Origin of the sequence: Aurantiacibacter flavus, from assembly GCF_039710615.1 — a bacterium.
GTDB lineage: Bacteria > Pseudomonadota > Alphaproteobacteria > Sphingomonadales > Sphingomonadaceae > Alteraurantiacibacter > Alteraurantiacibacter flavus.
Genome location: NZ_JBDLBR010000004.1, coordinates 206,761 through 229,291, shown reverse-complemented (window position 1 = coordinate 229,291; position 22,531 = coordinate 206,761). Strand labels below are relative to the sequence as shown.

16 protein-coding genes are annotated in these 22,531 nt (G+C 65.2%); 7 read left to right on the top strand and 9 right to left on the bottom strand.

What is annotated here, in order from left to right; translation table 11 throughout:
* Window positions 1–282: 282 nt before the first annotated feature.
* From ABDJ38_RS12960 to ABDJ38_RS12945, 4 genes are all read right to left on the bottom strand, one after another.
* Window positions 283–1,719, bottom strand: a complete 1,437-nt coding sequence (locus ABDJ38_RS12960; protein ID WP_346785539.1) for a glutamate synthase subunit beta — start codon at window positions 1,717–1,719, stop codon at window positions 283–285.
* Window positions 1,720–1,732: 13 nt separating this feature from the next.
* A complete protein-coding gene (gene gltB / locus ABDJ38_RS12955) occupies window positions 1,733–6,412 on the bottom strand; it encodes a glutamate synthase large subunit (RefSeq protein WP_346785538.1) in 4,680 nt (1,559 codons plus the stop codon).
* 184 nt (window positions 6,413–6,596) lie between these two features.
* Window positions 6,597–8,252 carry a hypothetical protein gene (locus ABDJ38_RS12950; protein ID WP_346785537.1) on the bottom strand — a complete coding sequence of 552 codons (1,656 nt, stop codon included), beginning with the start codon at window positions 8,250–8,252 and terminating at the stop codon, window positions 6,597–6,599.
* 48 nt (window positions 8,253–8,300) lie between these two features.
* Window positions 8,301–9,557 (bottom strand): TIGR04063 family PEP-CTERM/XrtA system glycosyltransferase, encoded by a 1,257-nt coding sequence (locus ABDJ38_RS12945; RefSeq protein ID WP_346785536.1) that lies wholly within the window; start codon window positions 9,555–9,557, stop codon window positions 8,301–8,303.
* 80 nt (window positions 9,558–9,637) lie between these two features.
* Between ABDJ38_RS12945 and ABDJ38_RS12940 the strand changes: the two genes are divergently transcribed.
* Window positions 9,638–9,808, top strand: a complete 171-nt coding sequence (locus ABDJ38_RS12940) for a hypothetical protein (RefSeq protein WP_346785535.1) — start codon at window positions 9,638–9,640, stop codon at window positions 9,806–9,808.
* Window positions 9,801–11,165 carry a DUF5935 domain-containing protein gene (locus ABDJ38_RS12935; RefSeq protein ID WP_346785534.1) on the top strand — a complete coding sequence of 455 codons (1,365 nt, stop codon included), beginning with the start codon at window positions 9,801–9,803 and terminating at the stop codon, window positions 11,163–11,165. Before ABDJ38_RS12940 ends, ABDJ38_RS12935 begins: the two co-directional genes overlap by 8 nt.
* A 72-nt stretch (window positions 11,166–11,237) precedes the next feature.
* On the opposite strand, the gene ABDJ38_RS12930 is transcribed toward ABDJ38_RS12935, so the two are convergent.
* The 3 genes from ABDJ38_RS12930 to ABDJ38_RS12920 all read right to left on the bottom strand — a co-directional run bounded on the left by ABDJ38_RS12930 (window position 11,238) and on the right by ABDJ38_RS12920 (window position 13,945).
* Window positions 11,238–11,759: a fasciclin domain-containing protein gene (locus ABDJ38_RS12930; RefSeq protein ID WP_346785533.1), complete on the bottom strand. Its 522-nt coding sequence runs from the start codon at window positions 11,757–11,759 to the stop codon at window positions 11,238–11,240.
* A gap of 270 nt (window positions 11,760–12,029) precedes the next feature.
* Window positions 12,030–12,620: a PAS domain-containing protein gene (locus ABDJ38_RS12925; protein ID WP_346785532.1), complete on the bottom strand. Its 591-nt coding sequence runs from the start codon at window positions 12,618–12,620 to the stop codon at window positions 12,030–12,032.
* Between the two features lie 95 nt (window positions 12,621–12,715).
* Window positions 12,716–13,945, bottom strand: a complete 1,230-nt coding sequence (locus ABDJ38_RS12920) for a polyhydroxyalkanoate depolymerase (protein WP_346785531.1) — start codon at window positions 13,943–13,945, stop codon at window positions 12,716–12,718.
* Window positions 13,946–14,125: 180 nt separating this feature from the next.
* Between ABDJ38_RS12920 and ABDJ38_RS12915 the strand changes: the two genes are divergently transcribed.
* From ABDJ38_RS12915 to ABDJ38_RS12905, 3 genes are all read left to right on the top strand, one after another.
* The gene (locus tag ABDJ38_RS12915) at window positions 14,126–15,928 is read left to right on the top strand and encodes an ABC transporter transmembrane domain-containing protein (protein WP_346785530.1); all 1,803 of its coding nucleotides are present in this window, start codon (window positions 14,126–14,128) and stop codon (window positions 15,926–15,928) included.
* 123 nt (window positions 15,929–16,051) lie between these two features.
* A complete protein-coding gene (locus ABDJ38_RS12910) occupies window positions 16,052–18,169 on the top strand; it encodes a M13 family metallopeptidase (protein ID WP_346785529.1) in 2,118 nt (705 codons plus the stop codon).
* Window positions 18,170–18,282: 113 nt separating this feature from the next.
* Window positions 18,283–19,128, top strand: a complete 846-nt coding sequence (locus ABDJ38_RS12905) for an undecaprenyl-diphosphate phosphatase (protein ID WP_346785528.1) — start codon at window positions 18,283–18,285, stop codon at window positions 19,126–19,128.
* On the opposite strand, the gene ABDJ38_RS12900 is transcribed toward ABDJ38_RS12905, so the two are convergent.
* Window positions 19,086–19,322: a hypothetical protein gene (locus ABDJ38_RS12900; protein ID WP_346785527.1), complete on the bottom strand. Its 237-nt coding sequence runs from the start codon at window positions 19,320–19,322 to the stop codon at window positions 19,086–19,088. The two genes, ABDJ38_RS12905 and ABDJ38_RS12900, sit on opposite strands and share 43 nt — an antisense overlap.
* Entirely contained in the window at window positions 19,322–19,639 is a 318-nt protein-coding gene (locus tag ABDJ38_RS12895; protein WP_346785526.1) for a hypothetical protein, read from the bottom strand. Before ABDJ38_RS12895 ends, ABDJ38_RS12900 begins: the two co-directional genes overlap by 1 nt.
* 118 nt (window positions 19,640–19,757) lie before the next feature.
* Here ABDJ38_RS12895 and recQ point away from each other — a divergent pair, with 118 nt between their 5' ends.
* Window positions 19,758–21,548: a DNA helicase RecQ gene (gene recQ, locus ABDJ38_RS12890; RefSeq protein WP_346785524.1), complete on the top strand. Its 1,791-nt coding sequence runs from the start codon at window positions 19,758–19,760 to the stop codon at window positions 21,546–21,548.
* A 76-nt stretch (window positions 21,549–21,624) separates the two neighbouring features.
* Window positions 21,625–22,530 carry an SPFH domain-containing protein gene (locus ABDJ38_RS12885; RefSeq protein ID WP_346785523.1) on the top strand — a complete coding sequence of 302 codons (906 nt, stop codon included), beginning with the start codon at window positions 21,625–21,627 and terminating at the stop codon, window positions 22,528–22,530.
* Window position 22,531: the final 1 nt, after the last annotated feature.

Genomic DNA, 22,531 nt, shown 5'->3' with positions numbered 1-22,531 from the left:
AGTAGAAATATGCGCATTATCAGATGCTTGGTGTCGTCCGCCGAAGTTGACACTTTGCGGGGCTTGGGCGGAGCTGGTCATGTGCTCTTTGTGACCCGGTGAGGGCTGTGTAGGAAAGTGCGATTACGCCTGTCCTTCGAGACGGGCGCTCAGCCTGCGGCTTCGTGCCCTCCTCAGGACGAACGGGTACCCACCACCCCATCGTCGCCCCGGGCTTGACCTGGGGCTGGGCTATCTTCGTTCCCCGGCCCGCATCGCGTGCGGGCCGAGGGATAGGCTAAATCAACGCGGCAGCTCGGTCGCGCCCATCAGTGCTTCGTCCACGCTCGCCGCGCACTGGCGGCCCTCACGGATCGCCCAGACTACGAGGCTCTGACCGCGCCGCATATCGCCGCAGGCCCAGATCTGCTCGTCGCTGGTGCGATAGGCCACCGTATCGGCATCGACATTGCCGCGCTCGGTCAGCTTCACGCCCGACTGCTCGACCACGCCCGCCTTGCGCGGACCCACAAAGCCCATCGCCAGCAGGATCAGGTCCGCCTTCAGCACGAACTCGCTATCTGGCACCTCTTCGAGCTTGCCGTTCGACCAGTCGGCGCGCACGCACTTCAGGCCCGTAACCTTGCCGTCTTCGCCGACCACTTCCTTGGTCAGCACGGCCCAGTCGCGGTCGACGCCTTCTTCGTGGCTGCTCGAGGTGCGCAGCTTCATCGGCCAGTCGGGCCAGGTGAGCAGTTTATCCTCCATCTCGGGCGGCTTGGGCATGATCTCGATCTGCGTGACCGAAGCCGCGCCCTGCCGGTTCGAGGTGCCGACACAGTCGGAACCGGTGTCGCCGCCGCCGATCACGATCACGTGCTTGCCGGTCGCGGTGAGCGAGCCGCGCGGTGCGGCGCGCTCTTCGCTGTCGCCCGCCACGCGCTTGTTCTGCTGCGTGAGAAACTCCATCGCAAGGCGCACGCCAGGCAGCTCGGCGCCGGGGATCTGCAACGGACGCGCATCTTCCGCACCACCCGAGAGCACGATGGCGTCGAAGTTTTCCTTCAGCGACTTCATCGACACGTCCACGCCAACCTCAGTGGAGGTACGCAGGGTCACCCCTTCGGCTTCCATCTGGACCGCGCGGCGGTTAATCAGCGACTTCTCCATCTTGAAGTCGGGGATGCCATAGCGCATCAGGCCGCCGATCCGGTCGGACTTCTCGAACAAGGTGACCGAGTGCCCGGCGCGGGCAAGCTGCTGCGCGCAGGCCATGCCAGCAGGGCCGGAGCCGACCACGGCGACGCTCTTGCCGGTCTTCTCCTTGGGCGGCTGCGGCTGGATCCAGCCTTCCTTCCACCCACGGTCGACAATCGCGCATTCGATCGACTTGATCGTCACCGGTTCGTTGGTGATGTTGAGCGTGCAGCTCGCCTCGCACGGAGCGGGGCATACGCGGCCGGTGAATTCGGGGAAGTTGTTGGTCGAGTGCAGCACTTCGAGCGCATTCTGCCAGTCACCCTCGTAGACGAGGTGGTTCCAGTCCGGGATGATGTTGTTCACCGGGCAACCATTGTGACAGTAGGGAATGCCGCAGTTCATGCAGCGCGAGGCCTGCAATTGCAGCTTGTCCTCGTCATGCGGGATGACGAATTCGCGGTAGTGCGTCAGCCGTTCCTTGGGATCGGCATAGGTGCGATCCTGACGGTCGACTTCGAGAAAGCCGGTTTCCTTGCCCATCTTCGTAGTACCCTTATTCGGCCGCGACGCTGGCGGCTTCGGCGCGCTCGGCTTCCAGTTGCTTCAGGGCGCGGCGGTAGTCCACCGGCATCACCTTCTTGAACTTGCCAAGTGCATTGTCCCAATCCTCAAGCAGCTCGGTCGCACGTGCCGAACCGGTGTGGAGCTTGTGGCGTTCGAGCAGAATGCGCAGCCGCTCGGCATCGTGGTAGAGCGGATCGCCCATGCCGTAGTCGGTCACGCTGGTCGGCCGCTGGGCGGGGCGCCCGGTGCCTTCCTCCTCGCTCGGAGCGGCGCTGATCGGCAGCAGTTCGACCTGCGCCATGTTGCAGCGCTCGGCGAAGGTGCCGTCGTCGTCGTAGACGTAGGCAATGCCGCCGCTCATGCCGGCTGCAAAGTTGCGCCCGGTCTTGCCGAGCACGCAGACCACGCCGCCGGTCATGTATTCGCAGCCATGATCGCCCGTGCCCTCGACCACCGCCACGGCGCCCGAGTTGCGCACCGCGAAGCGTTCGCCGCCGACGCCGTTGAAATAGGCCTCGCCCGCGATGGCGCCGAACAGAACGGTGTTGCCGACGATGATGTTTTCAGCGGCCACGCGGCCAGTGCCCTCCGGCTGGCGCACGATCACGCGGCCACCCGACAGGCCCTTGCCGACATAGTCGTTGCTGTCGCCAATCAGATCGAGCGTGACGCCATGGGCAAGCCAGGCGGCGAAGCTCTGCCCGGCAGTGCCGGTGAAAGTGATGCGCAGCTGCTCGGCGTCGAGACCCTTGTGGCCATGCGCACGGGCAATCTCACCGGAAAGCATGGCGCCGACGGTGCGGTTGACGTTGCAGATCTTCGATTCGAGCGAAAGCACCTTGCCCTCGTCAATCGCAGGACGAGCTGCCTCGATCAGCTCGATGTCGAGCGCCTTTTCGAGGCCGTGATCCTGCCCGGTGGTGTGGAACAGGCTCTTGCCCTCGGGCAGTTCGACCGTGTGCAGCAGCTTCGAGAGGTCCACGCCGCTCGCCTTCCAGTGGCGGATGGCGCGGTTCATGTCGATCCGGTCGACCCGACCGACCATCTCGTCGATCGTACGGAAGCCCATCTCGGCCATGATCTGGCGCAGCTCTTCGGCGACGAAGAAGAAGTAGTTGATGACATGCTCGGGCTGGCCCACGAAGCGCTTGCGCAGCTCGGGGTTCTGCGTGGCCACGCCCACCGGGCAGGTGTTGAGGTGGCACTTGCGCATCATGATGCAGCCTGCCGCGATCAGCGGAGCCGTGGCGAAGCCGAACTCGTCGGCACCCAGCAGCGCGCCGATGGCGACATCGCGCCCGGTGCGCAGGCCGCCGTCGACCTGCACCGCAACGCGGCTGCGCAGATCGTTGAGCAGCAGCGTCTGCTGCGTTTCGGCAAGGCCGATCTCCCACGGGCTGCCCGCATGGGTCAGCGAAGTCAGCGGCGAAGCGCCGGTGCCGCCCTCGTAGCCCGAGATGGTGATGTGGTCCGCGCGCGCCTTCGAGACGCCCGCAGCCACGGTGCCCACGCCCACTTCGGAGACGAGCTTCACCGAGATGCGCGCCTTCGGATTGGTGTTCTTCAAGTCGTGGATCAGCTGGGCCAGATCCTCGATCGAGTAGATGTCGTGGTGCGGCGGCGGCGAGATCAGGCCCACGCCCGGCGTCGAGTGCCGGGTCGCGCCGATGGTCTTGTCGACCTTGTGGCCGGGCAGCTGGCCGCCTTCGCCGGGCTTTGCACCCTGGGCCATCTTGATTTGGATGTCGTCGGCGTTGACCAGATATTCCGTGGTCACCCCGAAGCGGCCCGAAGCGACCTGCTTGATCGCCGAGCGCAGGTTGGTGCCGTCTTCCATCGGCTTGAAGCGGCGCGGATCTTCGCCGCCTTCGCCGGTGTTCGACTTGCCGCCGATCGCGTTCATCGCCGCAGCCAGCGTGGTGTGCGCTTCCCAGCTGATCGAGCCGTAGCTCATCGCGCCGGTGGCGAAGCGCTTGACGATTTCCTCGGCCGGTTCGACCTCGGACAGGTCGAGCGGCGTTTCCGCCTTCTTCAGTTCCATCAGGCCGCGGATCGTCAGCAGGCGTTCGGACTGCTCGTTGATCGAGTCGGCGAAGCGCTTGTATTCCGAAGGCTGGTTGCCGCGCACCGCGTGCTGCAGGTTGGCGACGTTGGCGGGCGTCCAGGCATGGTCCTCGCCGCGCAGGCGATACTGGTAGATGCCGCCCACATCGAGCATGTTGCGATAGATCGGGTTGTCACCGAAGGCCGCCGCGTGGCGCAGCACGGTCTCTTCCGCCACCTGCGCAAGGCCGATGCCTTCGATGGTGGTGGCGGTGCCGGTGAAGTACTTGTCGATGAAGGCCGTGTTCAGGCCCACAGCATCGAAAATCTGTGCACCGCAATAGGACTGGTAGGTCGAGATGCCCATCTTGGACATGACCTTCTGGATGCCCTTGCCGATGGCCTTGATGTAGTTCTTCTGCACGTCCTTTTCGGACAGGTGCGGGAACTTCTCGGCGCGTAAGGCATCCATCGTCTCGAAGGCGAGGTAGGGGTTGATCGCTTCCGCGCCATAGCCCGCCAGCACGCAGAAGTGATGCACTTCGCGCGCCTCGCCGGTCTCGACCACGAGCCCGGTCTGCATGCGCAGGCCCTGCCGCACGAGGTGTTGGTGAACGGCCGCCGTCGCCAGCAGCGCAGGCATGGGGATGCGGTCGGAGCTGGCCGCGCGGTCGGACAGGATCAGGATGTTCCTGTCCTGCAGCACCGCTTCGGTGGCGGCCCAGCACATTTCCTTGATCGCCATGCGCAGGCCCTTGGCGCCCTTCTTGGCGGGCCAGGTGATGTCGATCGTTTCGGTGCGGAATGCGCCATCCAGGCTCGATTCGACCGAGCGGATCTTCTCCATATCGGCGTTGGTCAGGATCGGCTGATCGATCTCGAGCCGCTTGTGCGTACCCGCCTCATGGCCGAGCAGGTTCGGGCGCGGGCCGATCATCGAGAGCAGGCTCATCACCAGCTCTTCGCGAATCGGGTCGATCGGCGGGTTCGTCACCTGCGCAAAGTTCTGCTTGAAATAGTCGTAAAGCAGGCGGCTCTTCTTCGAGAGCACGGCAATCGGGGTGTCGGTGCCCATCGAGCCGATCGGGTCGTCGCCATTGACGGCCATCGGTTCGAGGAAGCGGCTGATGTCTTCCTGCGTGTAGCCGAAAGCCTGCTGCCGGTTGAGCAGCGTTTCATCGGCTGCGCGCACCGCGTCCTGATCGGTCTCGATCGCTTCGAGATCCTTCAGGTTGTACTGCGCCTTTTGCAGCCACTCGGCATAGGGCTCTTCCCCGGCCAGCTGCGCCTTCAGCTCTTCATCTTCGATGATGCGGCCTTCATCGAGGTCGATCAGCAGCATGCGGCCCGGCTGCAGCCGCCACTTGCGCACGATGTCTTCCTCGGCGAACGGCAGCACGCCGCTTTCCGAAGCGAGGCAGACGATATCGTCCTTGGTCACGCAATAGCGCGCCGGGCGCAGGCCGTTGCGATCAAGCATGCCGGCGATCTGGCGGCCATCGGTGAAGGCAAGCGCGGCGGGGCCGTCCCACGGTTCCATCAGCGCGGCGTGGTATTCGTAGAATGCGCGGCGCTCGGGGTCCATGTTCGGATCGCGCGACCATGCCTCCGGCACCAGCATCATCATCGCGTGGGCGAGCGAATAGCCGCCCAGCAGCAGCAGCTCGAGCGCGTTATCGAGACAGGCGGTGTCCGACTGGCCGTGCGGCACGATCGGCCACAGCTTGTCGAGGTCGGCGCCGAGCAGGTCGCTTTCCATGGTGCGGCGGCGCGCGTTCATCCAGTTCACGTTGCCGCGCACGGTGTTGATCTCGCCGTTGTGCGCGATCAGGCGGAACGGCTGGGCCAGACGCCAGCTGGGGAAAGTGTTGGTCGAGAAACGCTGGTGAACGAGGCCGAGCGCCGAAAGGCAATCGGGATCGCGCAGGTCGTCGTAGAACGATTCGACCTGGTTTGCGAGCAGCAGGCCCTTGTAGACCACGGTGCGGCTCGAAAAGCTCGGCATGTAGAGCTTGAGCAGGCCGGGCATGTCGTGCTTGGCGGCCAGATCCTTGAGCGGGTTCTGGGTCTGCTTGCGGATCACGATCAGCTTGCGCTCGAACGCATCCTGATCGGGGCAGTTGTCGCCGCGCGCGATAAAGCACTGACGGATCACCGGCATCGAATCGAGCACGGCCTTGCCGAGGCCCGTGGTGGTGGTCGGCACCTCGCGCCAGCCGATCAGGCGCTGGCCTTCCTTGGCCACGAACTTCTCGAACTGTCCGGTGATGAAATCGCGCGCCTCGGTGTCCGAAGGCAGGAAGCACATGGCCACGGCATAGTCGCCCGCAGGCGGCAGGGTCAGGCCCTCGGCATCGGCCCACTTGCGATAGAGCTGATCGGGAATCTGGATCAGGATGCCAGCGCCGTCACCCAGCAGCGGGTCCGCGCCCACCGCGCCGCGATGGTCGATGTTCTCGAGAATCTTCAGCGCCTGCGATACGATCGCATGCGATTTCTCGCCCTTGATATGGGCGACAAAGCCCAGGCCGCAGTTGTCATGCTCATTACGGGAATCGTAAAGGCCCTGCGCCGCGGGCAGATCGGGGTTCTCGGGAAAATCGGGACGCTGCGTCAGCTTGGTCAAGTCAGTCTTCCTGTCTGGACCCGACCCTAGGTCCCGCGCCTCGCCACCGGTTACATCGGCAACGAAACGCGAATCTCAGGGGCACCGGGCCGCACGAAAATGTCGCGAAGGGTTCCCATGGCGACAGGAAGCGAATTTTGCAAGTGGGGCGCGCGCCTTGGCGCCTCCGGTCAGGCTTCGGCGCCTAGCTCGCCTTGCCCATGCGCTGGAGGTTGCGGAGGGCTTCGCGCAGCGCCTGATCGGTCTCTTCACTCGAGACGGTGGGCGCGGTTTCGCGCGGCTGGTGCGGAACCGACGAAACCGCCTTGGGCGCATCGAACGATCGGGCCGACTGGCCGGGAAAGACCACTGCGGCTTCTTCGCCGTCTTCGGATTCGGGCTCTTCAATACGGACCGCACGCAGTGGCCGTTGGGCGAAATCGCCTTTTAGACTGGCGAAGGACTCGTTGCTGTCATTGCCTTCGTCCTCGCTCCCGGTCCCGGCTTCTGCCACGGCTTCGGAACTTGCCTCGAGCACCTGCCGCTTTGCCGCAGGGCTGGCGAAGGGCATGGCAAAGCTTGCCGAGAGCGCGGCAGCAGCCTCATCGTCTTCGTCCTCATTGTCATGCTCGGGGGTAAAGGCGGCGAGCGAGGCGATGGGCGCGCGGTGCGAGTCGGCAGCCGTGGCTCGTGCCGAGGAATCGCGATCTTGATCTTCCTCGACCTTGCTCTCGCCGCTGTTATCGTCGGCGGAAAGCGGGGCCGGAGCCGGGGCGTCGAAATAGGCCTGGCGCGCCTGGGCGGCTTCGTCTGGGGCGATGGTGCCGAAGGCTTCTTCGGTATCGAGGCTGGCGGGCTCGGGAAGGTCGTCTGCCGCAGCCTCGGCGGCGCGCTGGTTCTTCTCGATCAGCCAGGCGCGATGCTTCTCGATCGTGGCTTCGAGCTTCTGTACCAGCTGCACCAGGCCGAGTTCGGCCAGATCTTCGCGCTCTGCACGCGTGGCGGGGCGCGCCATGGCCGGAGACGAGAAGACCGATCGCTGCTCCTCCGCCAGCGGCTCGGGCGATTCGGGCTGCGGCTCGGCCGCGTCGGCCTCGAAGGGCTGAGCGAACGAGGCGGGCTGGGCAAACGGGACCGGGGTCGGCTCTTCGTTATGAACGAAGTCCTCATCACCATCGGCTGCGAACACCTCTTGGTCGGCCAATGCGTGCTCGTCGGTCGCATCGCCCGGCACGACCTCGAAGGCGGGTTCCGCAAACCGCAGCGGGGCGGGTGCGGACAGGTCCGCTGCCGGGGGCAGGGCGTTTTCCAGTGCCAGCGTATCGTCGAGTTCAAGATCCTGCGGCTGCGGCTGCGGCTGTGCTGCCTCGCGGAACTCGTGAACCTGTTTTGCCGTCTCGTCAGCTTCGTCTGCGGCCAGCGACAGCGCGCGGCGGCGCGAGGTGCCGTTGCCGTCGAACCCTTCGCTGCCAAGTTCGGCATGGGCGTTGACCGGCGGACGGCGAATCAGATCGGACGGGTTGGTGGAGCGGTTCGCGATGGCGGTTCGGTGTGAGCGGGCGACCTGCAGTGCGACGATCAGGCCGATTATGCCCCCTGCAACGGTGGCGGCAAGCGCGATCCCGGCGCGCGCGGTGAAGCCAAGCGGGGGCTGAGCGGCGGAGAGAATCGAGGGCAGGCCGGAAGCGACCACCAGTCTCTCGATAACTGCGATGGGCAGGATCAGGCTGCCGATGCCAAGCAGCGCGGCGAACCACAGCGCCACGATCACGGCAAAGGCGGGATGAGCGGAAATGGGCGCTTTTGCGCCGGTTCGCTTGTTGCGCTTGCCGCCTGCGCGGTCCTGCTCGACTATTGCCACCAGCCTTGCGTCCTTGTTTGCGCCGTTTCGAACTGCGGCCCGACGGAATCAGGCAGCAGCCGGTATACGGCAATCCAAGGGTTTGCCTAGCAAGGCTTGGTAAACGGAAAGATAACGCCGCGCATTGGTAAACCAGTCGTGTTTGTGCGCGACATGGTCGCGGCCCTGATCGCGGATCATGTCCCACCGGCTACGGTCGCCCAGCAGGCGCGCCAGAGCCTCGGCGCAGGCCTGCGGATCGTCGGGCGCGAACAGCACGCCGGTCTTGCCGTCCTCGATCAGTTCGCGATGCCCACCGATGTCGCTCGCCACCACCAGCGTGCGCTGGGCCATGGCTTCAAGCGGCTTCAGCGGCGTGACGAGATCGGTCAGGCGGCTGTGTTTGCGCGGATAGGCCATGACGTCGCACAGCGCATAGTAGCGTTCCACCTCATGGTGGGGCACGCGACCGATGAAGTGGATCGCGTACGAAGCGCTCGATGCCTCGGCCTGCTGGCGCAGCAGCTCCTCTCGTTCACCGCCGCCGACCAGCAGCAGGTGTGCATCGGGCACCCGCTCCAGCAGCACGGGCATTGCGGCGATCAGATCGTCGAGGCCCTCGTAGTCGTAGAAGCTGCCGATGAAGCCGATCACCGGGCCCTCGCCGAGTCCGAGTTGCTCCGCCAGCGCCGCATCGCGCGGCGGCGGCGTGCCGAACAGCGACAGATCAACCCCGTTGGGCATGACCCCGATCTTGCCGCCATCGTGGCCGCGCGCGATCAGGTCGTCGCGCAGGCCATGGCAGATCGTCATCACGGCATCGGCGCGGTCGACCACGCGGTTCTCGATGGCGCGGGTAAGACGGTAGCGCAGCGAGCCTTCGGTGGTCATCAGGTTGCCCACCGCTGCGTCTTCCCAGAAAGCGCGGATTTCGTAGACCACCGGTATGCCGAGGCGCTGCCCGGCGCGGATCGCGGCCAGTCCGCACAGCGCAGGCGAGTGCGCGTGGAGGATGTCGGGCCGCCAGTCCTGCGCCAGCGCGACGATGGCATCGGCGAGCAAAGTGATTTCGCGCCATTCGCGCAGGCCTGCGGGACCGCCCGCCGTGCCGCGGGTGCGGTGGAAGGTCAGGGCGTCCTCGGTCTCGACGTCGGGACCGTCCTCGGTATGGCGTAGGCCGGTGATCCCGCGTACCTCAAGGCCATGGCGTTCCTGCGCCTTCAGGATCGCGCGCGTGCGGAAGGTATAGCCCGAATGGATCGGCAGCGAGTGATCGAGCACGTGCAGGACGCGGGCGCCGGGCCGGGAGAGCGAAGCGTGGATCATGGCGGCCCATATGCCACGACAAGCTTAACGCCGCGTCAAGGGCTTGGCGCTAGAGCCTTGCGCGAAAGGCCGTCTCACACGTGATCGACTACTTCGCCATAGCCCTGACGCACGGCCTGATGGCGCTGGCTGCATGGCGCCTTCTGGCCCGGCCCGATCTCGACGACGACAGCCTCGCCAGCGAGGAAAAAGCCAAGCCGAAGCCCTGGCTGGCCGCGCGCGACGATAATCCGGGCGATGGCCATGGTTGATCTCGTCCTCCTCGCCTTTATCGGCCTGATCGCGGCCATGGGGTTGAAGCGCCCTTTCGTGTGGATCCTGCTCTATATCTACGTCGATCTGGTGATCCCGCAGAAGGTTGGCTGGGGCATCATTCAGATGTTTCCGCTGTCGCTGATGATGTTCGCGCTCGCCTTCGGAGGCTGGCTGGTACTCGATAGCAAGGAGGGCAGCCGCTTCACCTTTCGCCAGGGCCTGATCGTTGCGCTGCTGGGCCTTTGCGCGTTCACCACCTTCCGGGCCGAATTTCAGGACAGCGCCTGGGAGAAGTGGGACTGGGTGTGGAAGAGCCTGCTGTTCGCCGCCTTCCTGCCGCTAACCATGCGCACGCGCCTGAGGATCGAGGCCGTGGCGCTGTTCATGGTCCTGAGCATCGGGGCGATCTGCATCTCGGGCGGCATGAAGACGGTGTTCGGCGGCGGCGGCTATGGCACGCTCAGGCTGCTGGTGGTCGAGAACTCGGGTATCTACGAAAGCTCGATCATCTCGATTGCGGCCATCGCGATCATCCCCATCGCGGTGTGGCTGGCGCGGTTCGGCACCGTGTTCCGCCCGCACTGGACCGTGGCCGCTTTCGTGGCCGCGCTGTCGTTTGCCTGCCTCTTGATGCCGGTGGGCACCAATGCCCGCACCGGGCTGGTCTGCGCGGCCGTGCTGGCGGCGATGATGCTGCGTACGGTAAAGAACCGCTTTCTCTATGCCGGGATTGCCGGGGTGGCGCTGGTTATGGCCGTGCCGTTCCTGCCGCAGAGCTATCTCGAACGGATGAGCACGATCTTCGACCACAAGGAGGACGAATCGGCCTCGACCCGCATCGCGGTGTGGGGCTGGACGCTCGACTACGTGAAGGAGCATCCGATGGGCGGCGGGTTCGACGCCTATCGTGCCAACAGCTTTACCTATCAGATGCCGCAGGTGACGGGCAGCGGCAACTCGCGCTCGGTCACCTATGTCGAGGTGACCGACGAGGGGCGGGCCTACCACTCGTCCTATTTCGAAATGCTGGGCGAGCAGGGCTGGCTCGGGCTGGGCTTGTGGTTGCTGCTGCACGGGATCGGCCTGCTGCAGATGGAGCTGGTGCGCCGCCGGTTCCGCCCGGCCAAGGGCGAGAAGCTGGGATGGCAGGGCGGGCTGGCCGAAGCATTACAGCAGGCGCACGTGGTGTTCATGATCGGCGCGCTGTTCGTGGGCATCGCCTTCCAGCCGTTCGGCTTCCTGATCGTGGGGATGGAGATCGCCTTCGGCAGCTATCTCAAGCGGCAGGCCGAGGAGCAGCGTCAAGGCCCGTCACGTCGCTGGGCTACCAGCCATGCCGCCCTCTCGCACTGATAGGGGTAGCGTGAGAGGGCGACTGGCGACCGACCTGCGATAGAATGCGAACGGGCCTACTGGAGGAGCGGATCAGCCCGGAAGCGAGACTGCGTCGGTCACGTGGATGATGCCGTTCGAAGCTTCGAGATCGGCTGCGGTCACGGTGGCGGTCCCGCCCGCGGCGTCGGTCAGGATGACGCTGCCACCATCCAGCGAGGCAGTCAGCATGCCGCCCTGAAGCGTGGTCACGCTGGCGGTGCCGCCGTTATCCTCGATCAGCTTGAGAAGATCGGCCGAAGTCACCTTGCCCGGCACCACGTGATAAGTGAGCACGGCCTGCAGCTGCTCCTTGTTCGCGGGCATCAGCAGCGTTTCGACGGTGCCGTCGGGCAGGGCACCGAAGGCGGCATCGGTGGGTGCGAAGACAGTCAGCGGGCCCTCGCCGCTCAGCGCGTCGACCAGATCCGCCGCCTGCACTGCTGCTACCAGCGTCTCATGGTCGGGTGAAGCGATGGCCGTTTCAACGAGCGAGGCAGCTTCGTGATGGTTGGCCAAGGCGGGCGTTGCCGTGCCGGTGAGCGCTGCGGCGACAATTACGAGGGGGAATCTCATCGTCGGTTCCTTTCAGTGAAGAGGCATTCCGGCGCCCGCGCTGTTGCGAGTGGCTGCCGATATACTGAGGTTGGTGTGTGCCACCTGCGCTCTCAACCTGACCTTTGGGGCAGATGTGGCCGCCAGCGTGTTGAAAACAAAAAACCCGGCGCACGAAGGCGCCGGGTTTTCTCAGGAATAGGATCGGCGAACGGGAGTGAGGGTAGTTCCGATCTTGAAGAGATGATCACGGAATTGGCGCGACAAGCCAACCTGACCTTTGGTGCAGGATCAGAAGCCTGCTTCCACCGCGATCCGGATCGCGTCGGCCCCCGTTTGCACCCCTAGGGCGCGGATCATCGCGGCCCGGTGCATCTTGATCGTTCTCTCACTGAGGTCGAGATCGTGCGCGATCTGCTTGTTGAGCCGCCCGCGTGCCATTTCGATCAGGATCTCGCGCTGGCGCGGGGTGAGGTTCTGGACCCGCTCGTGGGCATAGCGTCGGCGCATGTCGTTTGCGCGGGGCCTGTCGTCCTCAAGCTCGATCTGCGAGCCGAGAAAGAATTCGAGATTCCCGCGCGTATCGAAAACAGGCGCAACCATCACCGCATTGCGGAACGGGGTGCCGTCCTTTCGGTAGTTGAGGATTTCCACCATGGTCGGCTGCCGCAGTCGGATGCCGGTCCGCAGCGCCTCGCTCAACCAGGGTTCGGTATCGCGGCCACGCAGGAAGCGGCAGTTGCGGCCGATTATTTCGTCCCTCTCGAAGCCCGTCAGCGCGATGAAGGCGTCGTTGCAGGCAACGATGGGGTTATCGGGCAGGCGCGGATTGCTGACCACGGCCGCTATCGCGCTGGCTGCAATCAGGTCCTCTGCGATCATCGGGCGCATCCCTCGTGAACGATAGCGCGAGCCTAGGCCAAGTACTATGCCGCAATCAACGCCTGCGCGGGCGTGTGTGCGCCCGGCAGGCCTGGCTAGTTCACGCCAGGGTTGGCGCGCATCCATTCCTCAAGCACCGGGGCGATTCGCTTCCGCCACTTGCTGCCGTTGAAGATGCCATAGTGCCCCACATCGCGCGCGAGGTGATATTTCTTCATCGCCAGCGGCAGGTGCGGGGCGAGGTCGAGCGCGGCGCGGGTCTGGCCGATGCCCGAAATATCGTCTTTCTCGCCCTCGATCGCGAGCATCGCGGTGTCGCGAATGGCGTCGGGATCGATTGCCTTGCCGCGGTGGACGAACTCGCCCTTGGGCAGGGTGTGTTCCTGGAACACGTGCTTGATGGTCTGGAGGTAGAACTCGGCGGTCATGTCGCAGTGCGACAGGTACTCGTCGTAGAACTCCTTGGTCTTGTCGGCGCTTTCCTGGTCGCCCACCGTGAGGTGTTTGAACATCTCGTAGTGGCTCATCATGTGGCTCATGAGGTTCATCGAGATGAAGCCCGCCACCTGCAGGAAGCCGGGATAGACCCGCCGCCCAGCGCCCGGATAGCTGAACGGAACGGTGGCGACCACGTTGTTCTGGAACCAGCTCAGCGGCTTGTCCATCGCCAGATCGTTCACGCCGGTCGGGCTGGCGCGGGTGTCGATCGGGCCGCCCATCATGTTGAGCGTGGCCGGGCGGCACGGATCGTTGTCGGCGCCCATCACGGCGGTGGCGGCAAAAGCCGGGACCGATGGCTGGCACACCGCCAGCACGTGGGTGTTAGGGCCGATGAAGCGCAGGAACTCGATCAGGTAATCGATGTAGTCGTCGAGATCGAACAGCCCTTCGCTCAGGGGGACGGTCTTGGCGTCGGCCCAGTCGGTAACATAGACCTCCTGATTCTCGATCAGCCGGGCGACCGTGCCGCGCAGCAGCGTGGCGAAGTGCCCGCTCATCGGCGCGACCACCAGCATCGTGGGCGCATCCTCGGGCAGGCCCTCGCGGCGGAAGCGGATAAGATTGCCGAACGGCTTTTCGAGCACGGTGGACTGCGCCACGGGGTAGCTCTTGCCATCGACCTCGACGCTGTCGATCCCGAAGGCGGGCTTGCCGCGCTCCTCATAGACATGCGCGAACACCTTGAGCGCGCTGGCCATGGCCGGACCCATTCCGAGATAGCCCATCGGCAGCGCCGGGTTGGAAAGGATGTTGGCGCCGAATTCGGCCCAGTGGCTGGCGCTGGAGAACCAGGCCTTCTGCATTTCGTAAGCGGAATAAAGCAAGTTTCTTGACCCTTCTTGCGCCAACTGCAGGGGGCCGGAGCACGGTCCGGCACAAATGTTGATACCGCACATATAGTGAAGATTGTGCAGTGCGGCAAAAAATAGTTTTTGCATGAAACCCGACTGGCTTTGATCCGGCGCGCTTCAAAGGCCGCAAGATCTGGTCTAGGGCGCTCGCCTATGGCCAAGTCTCCTGCTTCCGAAACTGAGTCCGTAGAGCCCAAGCCGGCCCGCGATCTCGGCCCGCTCGGCATGATTTTCCGCACCGCGCGCGCCTATCCGGGACTGATCGTGGCTGCGGGCGTGGCGCTGGTTGTCACCGCCTCGGCTACGCTGGCGATCCCGGCCGGTTTCCGCGAAATCATCGATCGCGGCTTTTCGGAAGGCAGCGATCCCGGAGAGATCAACCGTTGGTTCCGCTATTTGCTCGCAATGGTGGTCATTCTTGCCATCGGCACCGCCTGCCGGTTCTACTTCGTAAGCTTGCTGGGCGAGCGGGTGGTGGCCGATATCCGGCTCGCCGTGCAGAAGAACCTGCTGCGCCTGTCGCCGGGCTTTTTCGAGGAAAACAGCCCGAAGGAAATCTCCAGCCGGATGACCGCGGATACCACGCTGGTCGAATCGGTAGTCGGCACCACCATCTCGGTGGCCTTGCGCAATCTCATCATGGCCATCGGCGGGCTGGTCTACCTCGTCTGGCTGGCGCCCGGCCTCACGGTGATGCTGCTGCTGGTGGTTCCGGCGGTGATCGTGCCGCTGGTGGTGTTCGGTCGGCGCTTGCGCAAGATCAGCCGTGCGAGCCAGGACAGGGTGGCCGATGTGGCCGCGACCACTTCCGAAGTGCTCGGCGCAATGAAGATCGTGCAGGGCTTCAATCAGGAAGGCCGCGAGCTGGCGCGCTTCGGCAAGTTCGTCGAGGAGACTTTCGTAACAGCCAAGCGCCGCATCCTGACCCGTTCGCTGATGACCTTGTGCGGCATCGGCTTCGTGTTCGGCTCGATCGTGCTCCTGATGTGGCGCGGGGCGGTGCAGGTGGCCGAGGGCCTGCTTTCGGGCGGCACCATCGCCGCTTTCGTGCTCACCGGCGTGCTGGTGGCAGGCGCGTTCGGCTCGCTGGCCGAGGTCTATGGCGACCTGCTGCGCGGCGCAGGCGCGGCCAGCCGGCTGAAGGAATTGCTGGAGGAGCAGCCCGAGATCGAGGCTCCCGCGCGTCCGCAGGCCATGCCCGAGCCGCCGCGTGGCAGCCTCGCGTTCCAGAACGTCACCTTCTCTTACCCAACCCGCCCGACCGACAAGGCGATCCGCGACTTCACGCTTACGGTGGAGCCGGGCGAGACCGTCGCCATCGTCGGCCCCTCGGGTGCAGGCAAGTCGACGATTTTTCAGCTCGCCGAGCGGTTCTACGATCCGCAGGGGGGCAGCGTGAAGATGGACGGCGTGCCGCTCACCCAGGCCGACCCTGCCGAGGTGCGCCGCCGCATGGCGCTGGTGCCGCAGGAGGGCATCCTGTTTGCCGCCAACGCGCGCGATAACCTGCGCTATGGCAACTGGGCGGCAAGCGAAGAGGCTATCTGGGAAGCGGCCCGCACCGCCAATGCGGAAGACTTCCTGCGCGACCTGCCGCAGGGGCTCGACACCTTCCTCGGCGATGGCGGCGCGCGCCTTTCGGGCGGCCAGCGCCAGCGCGTGGCTATCGCGCGCGCGGTGCTGCGCAATGCGCCGATCCTGCTGCTCGACGAGGCGACCTCCGCGCTCGATGCCGAAAGTGAGCAGCTGGTGCAGCAGGCGCTCGAACGGCTGATGCAGGATCGCACCACGCTAGTGATCGCCCACCGCCTTGCCACCGTGCGCGCGGCTGACCGGATCGTGGTGATGGACAAGGGCGAGATTGTCGAACAGGGCGACCACGCCAGCCTTTCGGCATCGGGCGGGCTCTATGCGCGGCTCGCCTCGCTCCAGTTCGACGACAAAGCTCCGGCTTGAGGCTGGACCCTTGAGGTAGGGGCAAGGCTGAGCTAGATCGCGTTCGTATCATTAGAAACGAAACGTGGCATTCGCCGCGTGCAGCGCCATATGTGTCGCAAACCTATTTAACCGGAGCCGCCCATGATCCGCCGCCTGCTAGTTGCTTCTGTTTCCGTCTTCGGCCTTGCCATCGCCACGCCAGTGCTGGCGCAAGATGCAGCCGAAGAGACGACGCCCGAAATGGACTTTGGCACCTGGGGTGTGGGGCTCGAGTACCTCGACCGGGCGGTCGATCCGGGGGATGATTTCTTCGCCTACGTCAACGCCAAGTGGCTGGCTGGTGCGCCGATTCCCGATGACCGGTCGAGCTATGGCACCTTCGCATGGCTGGCCGAAAACGCCACCAGCGACATCGAAGCCCTGATGGCCGAGCTGGTCGCATCCGATCCCGCGCAGGGGACGGTCGAGCGTCGCATCGTCGATGCCTACCAGGCCTATCTCGATACCGACGCTATCGAAGCCAAGGGCATGGCCCCGGCCCAGCCATACTTACAGACCATTGCCCAGGCGCCCGATCTCGAAGCGCTGGTGCGGCTGTTCCCGCAAGCAGGCTATCCCGCGCTGGTGGGTGCGAGCGTGGGCGTGAATGCCGATAATCCGACCGAGCACCTTGTCGACATCGGGTTCAACGGCATGGGCCTGCCCGATCGCGATTATTATCTGGTCGATTCGGAGCGCAACGAGGAAATCCGAGCGAAATACCGCGAGTTCCTCACCACCATGCTGGATGCTGCCGGCTATGAAGACCCCGCCGCTGCGGCCGAGGCCGTCTATGCCTTCGAGCACAAGGTGGCCGAGCTGGAATGGGACCGGCGTTACCTTCGCAACCCCACGCTGACCTTCAATCCGGCCGACCGGGCTACGCTGCTGGCTCTGGAGCCCGAGTTCCCCACCCAAGCCCTGCTCGATGCTGCCGGCTTTGCCGGGCAGGACCTGTTCGACCTCGGCCAGCTGCCGCCGACCGACGAGGAGATTGCCGCTGCCGGGCTGACCGAGGAAAACCTCGCCCAGATCGGCGGCGGGCTGCCTGCGATGATGCGGCTGCTGGGCGAAACCGATCTTGCCACACTCAAGGCCTACATGGCCGTGCGGTTCCTTTCGTCCAATGCCTCGGTGCTGCCCAAGGCTGTCGATGATGCGAACTTCGCTTTCTACGGCACAGTGCTGAGCGGCCAGACCGTGCAGCGCCCGCGCTGGAAGCGTGCCATCGCCGCAGTCGAGGGCCAGCTGGGCGAGCAGCTCGCCGCGCTCTACGTGGCGCGCCACTTCCCGCCTGCCGCGAAGACCGAGATGGAAAAGCTGGTAGGCAACCTCCAGGCGGCGCTGAAAGAGAGCATCTCCGCCAACGACTGGATGGGTGCCGAAACCACCGCAGAGGCACAGGCGAAGCTGGCCGGGTTTACCGCGATGATCGGCTATCCCGACGAGTTCGAGACCTACGACGGTCTGGAGATCGTTGCCGGCGATGCGCTGGGTAACCGGGTCCGCGCGATCGACTGGGCGTTGGCCGACAGCCGCGACAAGCTCGGCAAGCCGGTCGACACCACGGAATGGGGCATGCTGCCGCAGCAGGTGAACGCCTACTACAACCCGCTGTTCAACCAGATCGTCTTCCCCGCCGCGATCCTCCAGCAGCCGTTCTTCGGTCTTGAGGCCGATCCGGCGGTGAACTATGGCGCGATCGGCGCGGTGATCGGGCACGAGATCGGCCACGGCTTCGACGATCAGGGCTCGCGCTATGATGCCACCGGCACCTTGCGCAACTGGTGGCAGGACGCGGACCGTTCCGCCTTCAAGGCCAAGACGGACCAGCTTGCCGCGCTGATCGAGGCCTATTGCCCGGTCGACGATGGCGCGCTGTGCCTGCGCGGCGATCTCTCGATGGGCGAGACGATCGGCGACGTGGTGGGCCTCCAGGTCGCCTACCGCGCCTATCGGATGTCCTTGAACGGCGAGGAGGCTCCGGTGATCGATGGGCTGACGGGCGACCAGCGCTTCTTCCTCGGCTATGGGCAGGTCTGGCGCGATACCTATCGCCCCGAGGCGCTGCGCAACCGGGTGATGACCGCCAACCACCCGCCGAGCGAGTTCCGCCTCAACAACACGGTGCGGCAGATGGATGCCTGGTACGATGCCTTCGACGTTGGCCCCGACGATGCGCTGTACCTGCCGCCGGAGGAGCGTGTCTCGATCTGGTAGAGGGCTTACCTGCCGCGTCTGCGGGTGCTTGACTTCGTGCATGGGCTGGTGGAGGCAGCGCCCTCAATCGCGCCCGGTGGCAGCCACCGGGCAAGCCCGAGGCGCTGCCGTTCATGACCTTCATCCAACTGCTGCTGATTGCCGTTGTTCAGGGGACGACGGAGTTCCTGCCGATCTCCTCGTCGGGCCACCTGATCCTGATCCCCTACCTGACCGATTTCCCGGACCAGGGCCCGCAGATCGACGTGGCCGTCCATGTCGGCTCGCTGCTTGCGATCATCGTCTATTTCTTCAAGGACGTGGTGATGCTGGCGCGCGGGGGCTTTGCCACCGTGGGCATCGGCAAGGCCCCGCACGAGCGGCAGCTGTTCTGGTGGATCCTGCTCGGCACGATCCCCGCAGTGATGTTCGGCCTCGCGATCAAGATGGGCGCGTTCAACGGCCTCGTTTCCAGCCTGTTCGGGGTGACCATCGTCGATGGCGACCTGATGGCCTCGATCCGCTTCACCGACCTGATCGCGGTCAACCTGATCGTATATGGTGTGCTGCTGGGTCTTGCCGACCGGTTCGGGCGAGAGACCAAGACCTTCGAGGACATGACCTGGCGCGACGGGCTGCTGGTGGGCATCGCCCAGGCCTTTGCGATCATTCCGGGCACCAGCCGTTCGGGCGTGACCATGACCATGGCGCGCACGCTCGGCTATGGCCGATTCGAGGCGGCGCGGTTCTCGTTCCTGTTGTCGATCCCGGCGGTGGCCGGGGCTGGCGTGCTGATCGTGCCCGAGCTGTTCGATGCCGGGGCCGAGCTGCTGCACGAGGCGCTGATCGCAGGTGTGCTCACCTTCATCGCCGCCTTTGTGACGATGGCCTTCCTGATGAACTTCCTGAAGAAGGCCTCGATGATGGTCTTCGTGATCTATCGCGTGGCGATGGGCGTGGCGCTGCTGGTGCTGTTCTGATCTGGCTCTGAGTCCGCGGCGTTATCGCCAGCCGGATCGCGCATTTCGAGCATTTCAGCCGCGTCTTCCAGTGCGGCAGCTTCGTTGCTGCTGGCAGGCGCGGGGCCGTTCATAGGGTCGGGCGCATCGCAGCCCGAGGCGAGCAGCGCACCTGTGGCGGCAAGCGCCAGCCGCAGATGCACTGCCCGAACCATTACTCGGTCGCGCCTTCGAGTTCGGCGCTGGCGGCGGCAGCCGCATCGGCGGCGCTCAGCGCGTCGTCGGCTGCGGCCTGTGCGTTATCGGCGGCGTCTTCGGCTTCCTGCGTGGCAGCATCGACCGCATCTTCGACCGAAGCGGTGTCAGCCTCGTCGAGCGAGCTGTCGATCACCGGGTCCGGCACGCCGTCCATGGCGTCGTCGGCGGGCACTTCGACCGTGTCGGCCATGGCCTCTTCCGAAGCGTCGGTCGATTCGCCGCAGGCCGACAGCGCCAGCAGCGCAGCCGGAGCGAGCATAGCGATCCGTTTCATATTGTTTCCTCCTGAGGTTGCTAAACGAATGTCAGCGTCTGTAGCCGTTCGCGGGGCCGGGGCAAAACGGGAATTGCGCCCCTAGGCGTATGCGCGCGCATCTGGCAGGTGGTGGGCCATGCTGCACAGCCCCGCCAACCTCGAACGCGCCCGCACCACCTTGCGCGAAGTGTTCGGCTTCGAATCGTTCCGCATGGTGCAGGAACAGGTGGTGGGCCGCGTGCTTTCTGGCCAGTCGACGCTGGCGGTGATGCCCACCGGCGCGGGCAAGTCGCTCACCTACCAATTGCCTGCGGTGATGCTGGAGGGCACCTGCGTGGTGATCTCGCCGCTGATCGCGCTGATGCATGATCAGCTGCGCAGCGCGCGGGCCAATGGCATTCGTGCCGCCACGCTCACCAGCGCCGATGCCGATTGGCGCGAGACGCAGGACGCCTTCCGTGCCGGGGTGCTCGACCTGCTCTATGTCGCGCCCGAACGGGCCAGTCAGCCGCAGTTCCGCGACCTGCTTTGTGCCGCCCCGCTGGCGCTGTTCGCGGTCGACGAGGCGCACTGCGTGAGCGAATGGGGCCACGATTTCCGTCCCGACTATCGCCAGCTCCGCCCGCTGATGGACGCGTTCGGCGATGTCCCGCGGCTGGCGCTGACCGCCACGGCGGACCTGCGCACGCGCGGCGACATTCTCGGCCAGCTCGGCATTCCTGACGATGGCCTTGTCATCTCCGGCTTCGACCGGCCCAACATCCGCTATGCAATCCGCCCGCGTGACAACCTGTCGCGCCAGCTCGAACGGCTGGTGGACGAGCAGCCGGGGCCGGGCATCGTCTATGCCGGGACGCGCAAGAAGGTCGAGGATCTCGCCGCCAGCCTTGCCCGCGCCACCGGGCGGCCCGTGCTGCCTTATCACGCCGGCCTTCCCGCCGAGCAACGCGCCGATAATCAGGCGAGGTTCGTCGCCAGCGAGGACATGGTGATGGTGGCCACGATCGCCTTCGGGATGGGGATCGACAAGCCCGACGTGCGCTTTGTCGCCCATGCCGGGGTGCCCAAGTCGATCGAAGCCTATTATCAGGAAACGGGCCGTGCCGGGCGCGACGGCGATCCGGCGCAGGCGGTGATGCTGTGGAGCGCGGGCGACTTCGCCACCGCGCGGATGCGGATCGGTGAGCTGGACGAAGGCCGCCAGCTGGGCGAGCGGCAACGGCTCGATGCTCTGGCGGCGCTGGTCGAGGCGCCGACCTGCCGCCGCGCGATCCTGCTGCGTCACTTCGGGGAAGACCCTCCTGAGGCCTGCGGCAATTGCGACAACTGCCTCAACCCCCCGCAGGTGCTCGAAGTGACCGAGCTGGCGCAGAAGCTGCTCTCGGCCTGTTATCGCACCGGGCAGAGCTTTGGCTTCGGCCACTTGCAGAAGGTGCTCACCGGTGCTTCGGATGCGCGCATCATGGAGCGCGGGCATGACCGGCTCTCAGTCTATGGCATTGTCGAGGGCGAGGAGGCGGCGCTGTTGCAGCCGGTCAGCCGGGCCTTGCAGGCGCGCGGATGCCTCGTGCCAAATGAGCACGGCGGGCTGAAACTGGGCGGCGAGGCACGCGCGCTGCTCACGGGCGAGATGGCGCTGTCGATCACCAAGCCGCCTGCGCGCTCCGAACGCAGGCAGCGCCGCGCCCGCAACGAGGCCGCGAACCCCGTGGGCGATCCGCTGTTCGACGCGCTGCGGGCGCTGCGCCGCGATCTCGCCGCAGAGGCTGGGGTGCCGCCCTATGTGATTTTCCATGATTCGGTGCTGCGCGAGATGGCCGCGCGGCGCCCGATGAGCCGCGCCGATCTCGCCGAGATCGGCGGCGTCGGGGCGAAGAAGCTGGAGGCCTATGGCGCAGCATTCCTCAAGGTTGTGGCCGAACACTGACACCACAGTCACCCGATTGCGCTCCTCCGAAAAGTGATATAAATATGATATCACAATTAATCGGAGGACCATAACGATGTCGGACCATTTGACGGGTATGACCCGAAGCCGGGAAGTCCCGGCGAGGACGCACAGCGGCTACACGCTGTTGCTGGCATTCCCGGCGCTGATTGTGTTCGTGGGCGTGAACGTGGTGACGGGAGGTTTCGGGCTCGGCAATATCCTGCTGTTCGTCGTCTGCATCCTGCTGCCGGTGGTGGCCATGGTGCTGATCGGGTTCGGTTTCTACATGGTGCAACCCAACCAGGGCGCGGTGATCACGCTGTTCGGTGACTATCGCGGGACTGACCGCAAGGAGGGTCTGCGCTGGGTGCTGCCGTGGATGATGCGCAAGAAGGTCAGCGTGCGGGCGCACAACATCCATTCCGAGCGGATCAAGATCAACGACCTGCGCGGAAACCCGATCGATATCGCTTGCAACGTCGTCTGGCGCGTGCGCGACACGGCGCAGGCAGTGTTCGACGTGGACGACTATGACGAGTTCGTCGAAATCCAGATCGAGGCGGCGCTGCGCACCGTCGGCGCGCGCCATCCTTACGACGATATGAGCGACGAGGATGAGACCACGCTTCGGGGCAGCGCCGATGTTATCAACGCCGAGCTGCAGACTGAGCTCAACGAGCGGCTGTCGGCAGCGGGGATCGTGGTTGACGAGGCGGGCCTTACCCACCTTGCCTATGCCAGCGAGATTGCCGGGGCCATGCTGCGCCGCCAGCAGGCCGAGGCGGTGATCGCCGCGCGCGCCAAGCTGGTGATGGGCGCGGTGACGATGGTGCAGATGGCGCTCGACAAGCTCTCGGCGGAAGACGTCATCGAACTCGACGACGAGCGGCGCGCGGCCATGGTTTCGAACCTGATGGTGGTGCTCTGCGGCGAGCGCGAAGTGAACCCGATCGTCAACACCGGATCGCTTTACCAGTAAG

What these genes read in the sequence shown, in the direction of transcription:
- ABDJ38_RS12895 (WP_346785526.1), bottom strand. Translation starts at nt 19,639, where the DNA reads ATGAAACGGATCGCTATGCTCGCTCCGGCTGCGCTGCTGGCGCTGTCG.
- ABDJ38_RS12930 (WP_346785533.1), bottom strand. Translation starts at nt 11,759, where the DNA reads ATGAGATTCCCCCTCGTAATTGTCGCCGCAGCGCTCACCGGCACGGCA.
- ABDJ38_RS12915 (WP_346785530.1), top strand. Translation starts at nt 14,126, where the DNA reads ATGGCCAAGTCTCCTGCTTCCGAAACTGAGTCCGTAGAGCCCAAGCCG.
- ABDJ38_RS12905 (WP_346785528.1), top strand. Translation starts at nt 18,283, where the DNA reads ATGACCTTCATCCAACTGCTGCTGATTGCCGTTGTTCAGGGGACGACG.
- ABDJ38_RS12885 (WP_346785523.1), top strand. Translation starts at nt 21,625, where the DNA reads ATGTCGGACCATTTGACGGGTATGACCCGAAGCCGGGAAGTCCCGGCG.
- ABDJ38_RS12935 (WP_346785534.1), top strand. Translation starts at nt 9,801, where the DNA reads ATGGTTGATCTCGTCCTCCTCGCCTTTATCGGCCTGATCGCGGCCATG.
- ABDJ38_RS12910 (WP_346785529.1), top strand. Translation starts at nt 16,052, where the DNA reads ATGATCCGCCGCCTGCTAGTTGCTTCTGTTTCCGTCTTCGGCCTTGCC.
- ABDJ38_RS12900 (WP_346785527.1), bottom strand. Translation starts at nt 19,322, where the DNA reads ATGGTTCGGGCAGTGCATCTGCGGCTGGCGCTTGCCGCCACAGGTGCG.
- ABDJ38_RS12925 (WP_346785532.1), bottom strand. Translation starts at nt 12,620, where the DNA reads ATGATCGCAGAGGACCTGATTGCAGCCAGCGCGATAGCGGCCGTGGTC.
- ABDJ38_RS12945 (WP_346785536.1), bottom strand. Translation starts at nt 9,557, where the DNA reads ATGATCCACGCTTCGCTCTCCCGGCCCGGCGCCCGCGTCCTGCACGTG.
- ABDJ38_RS12960 (WP_346785539.1), bottom strand. Translation starts at nt 1,719, where the DNA reads ATGGGCAAGGAAACCGGCTTTCTCGAAGTCGACCGTCAGGATCGCACC.
- recQ (WP_346785524.1), top strand. Translation starts at nt 19,758, where the DNA reads ATGCTGCACAGCCCCGCCAACCTCGAACGCGCCCGCACCACCTTGCGC.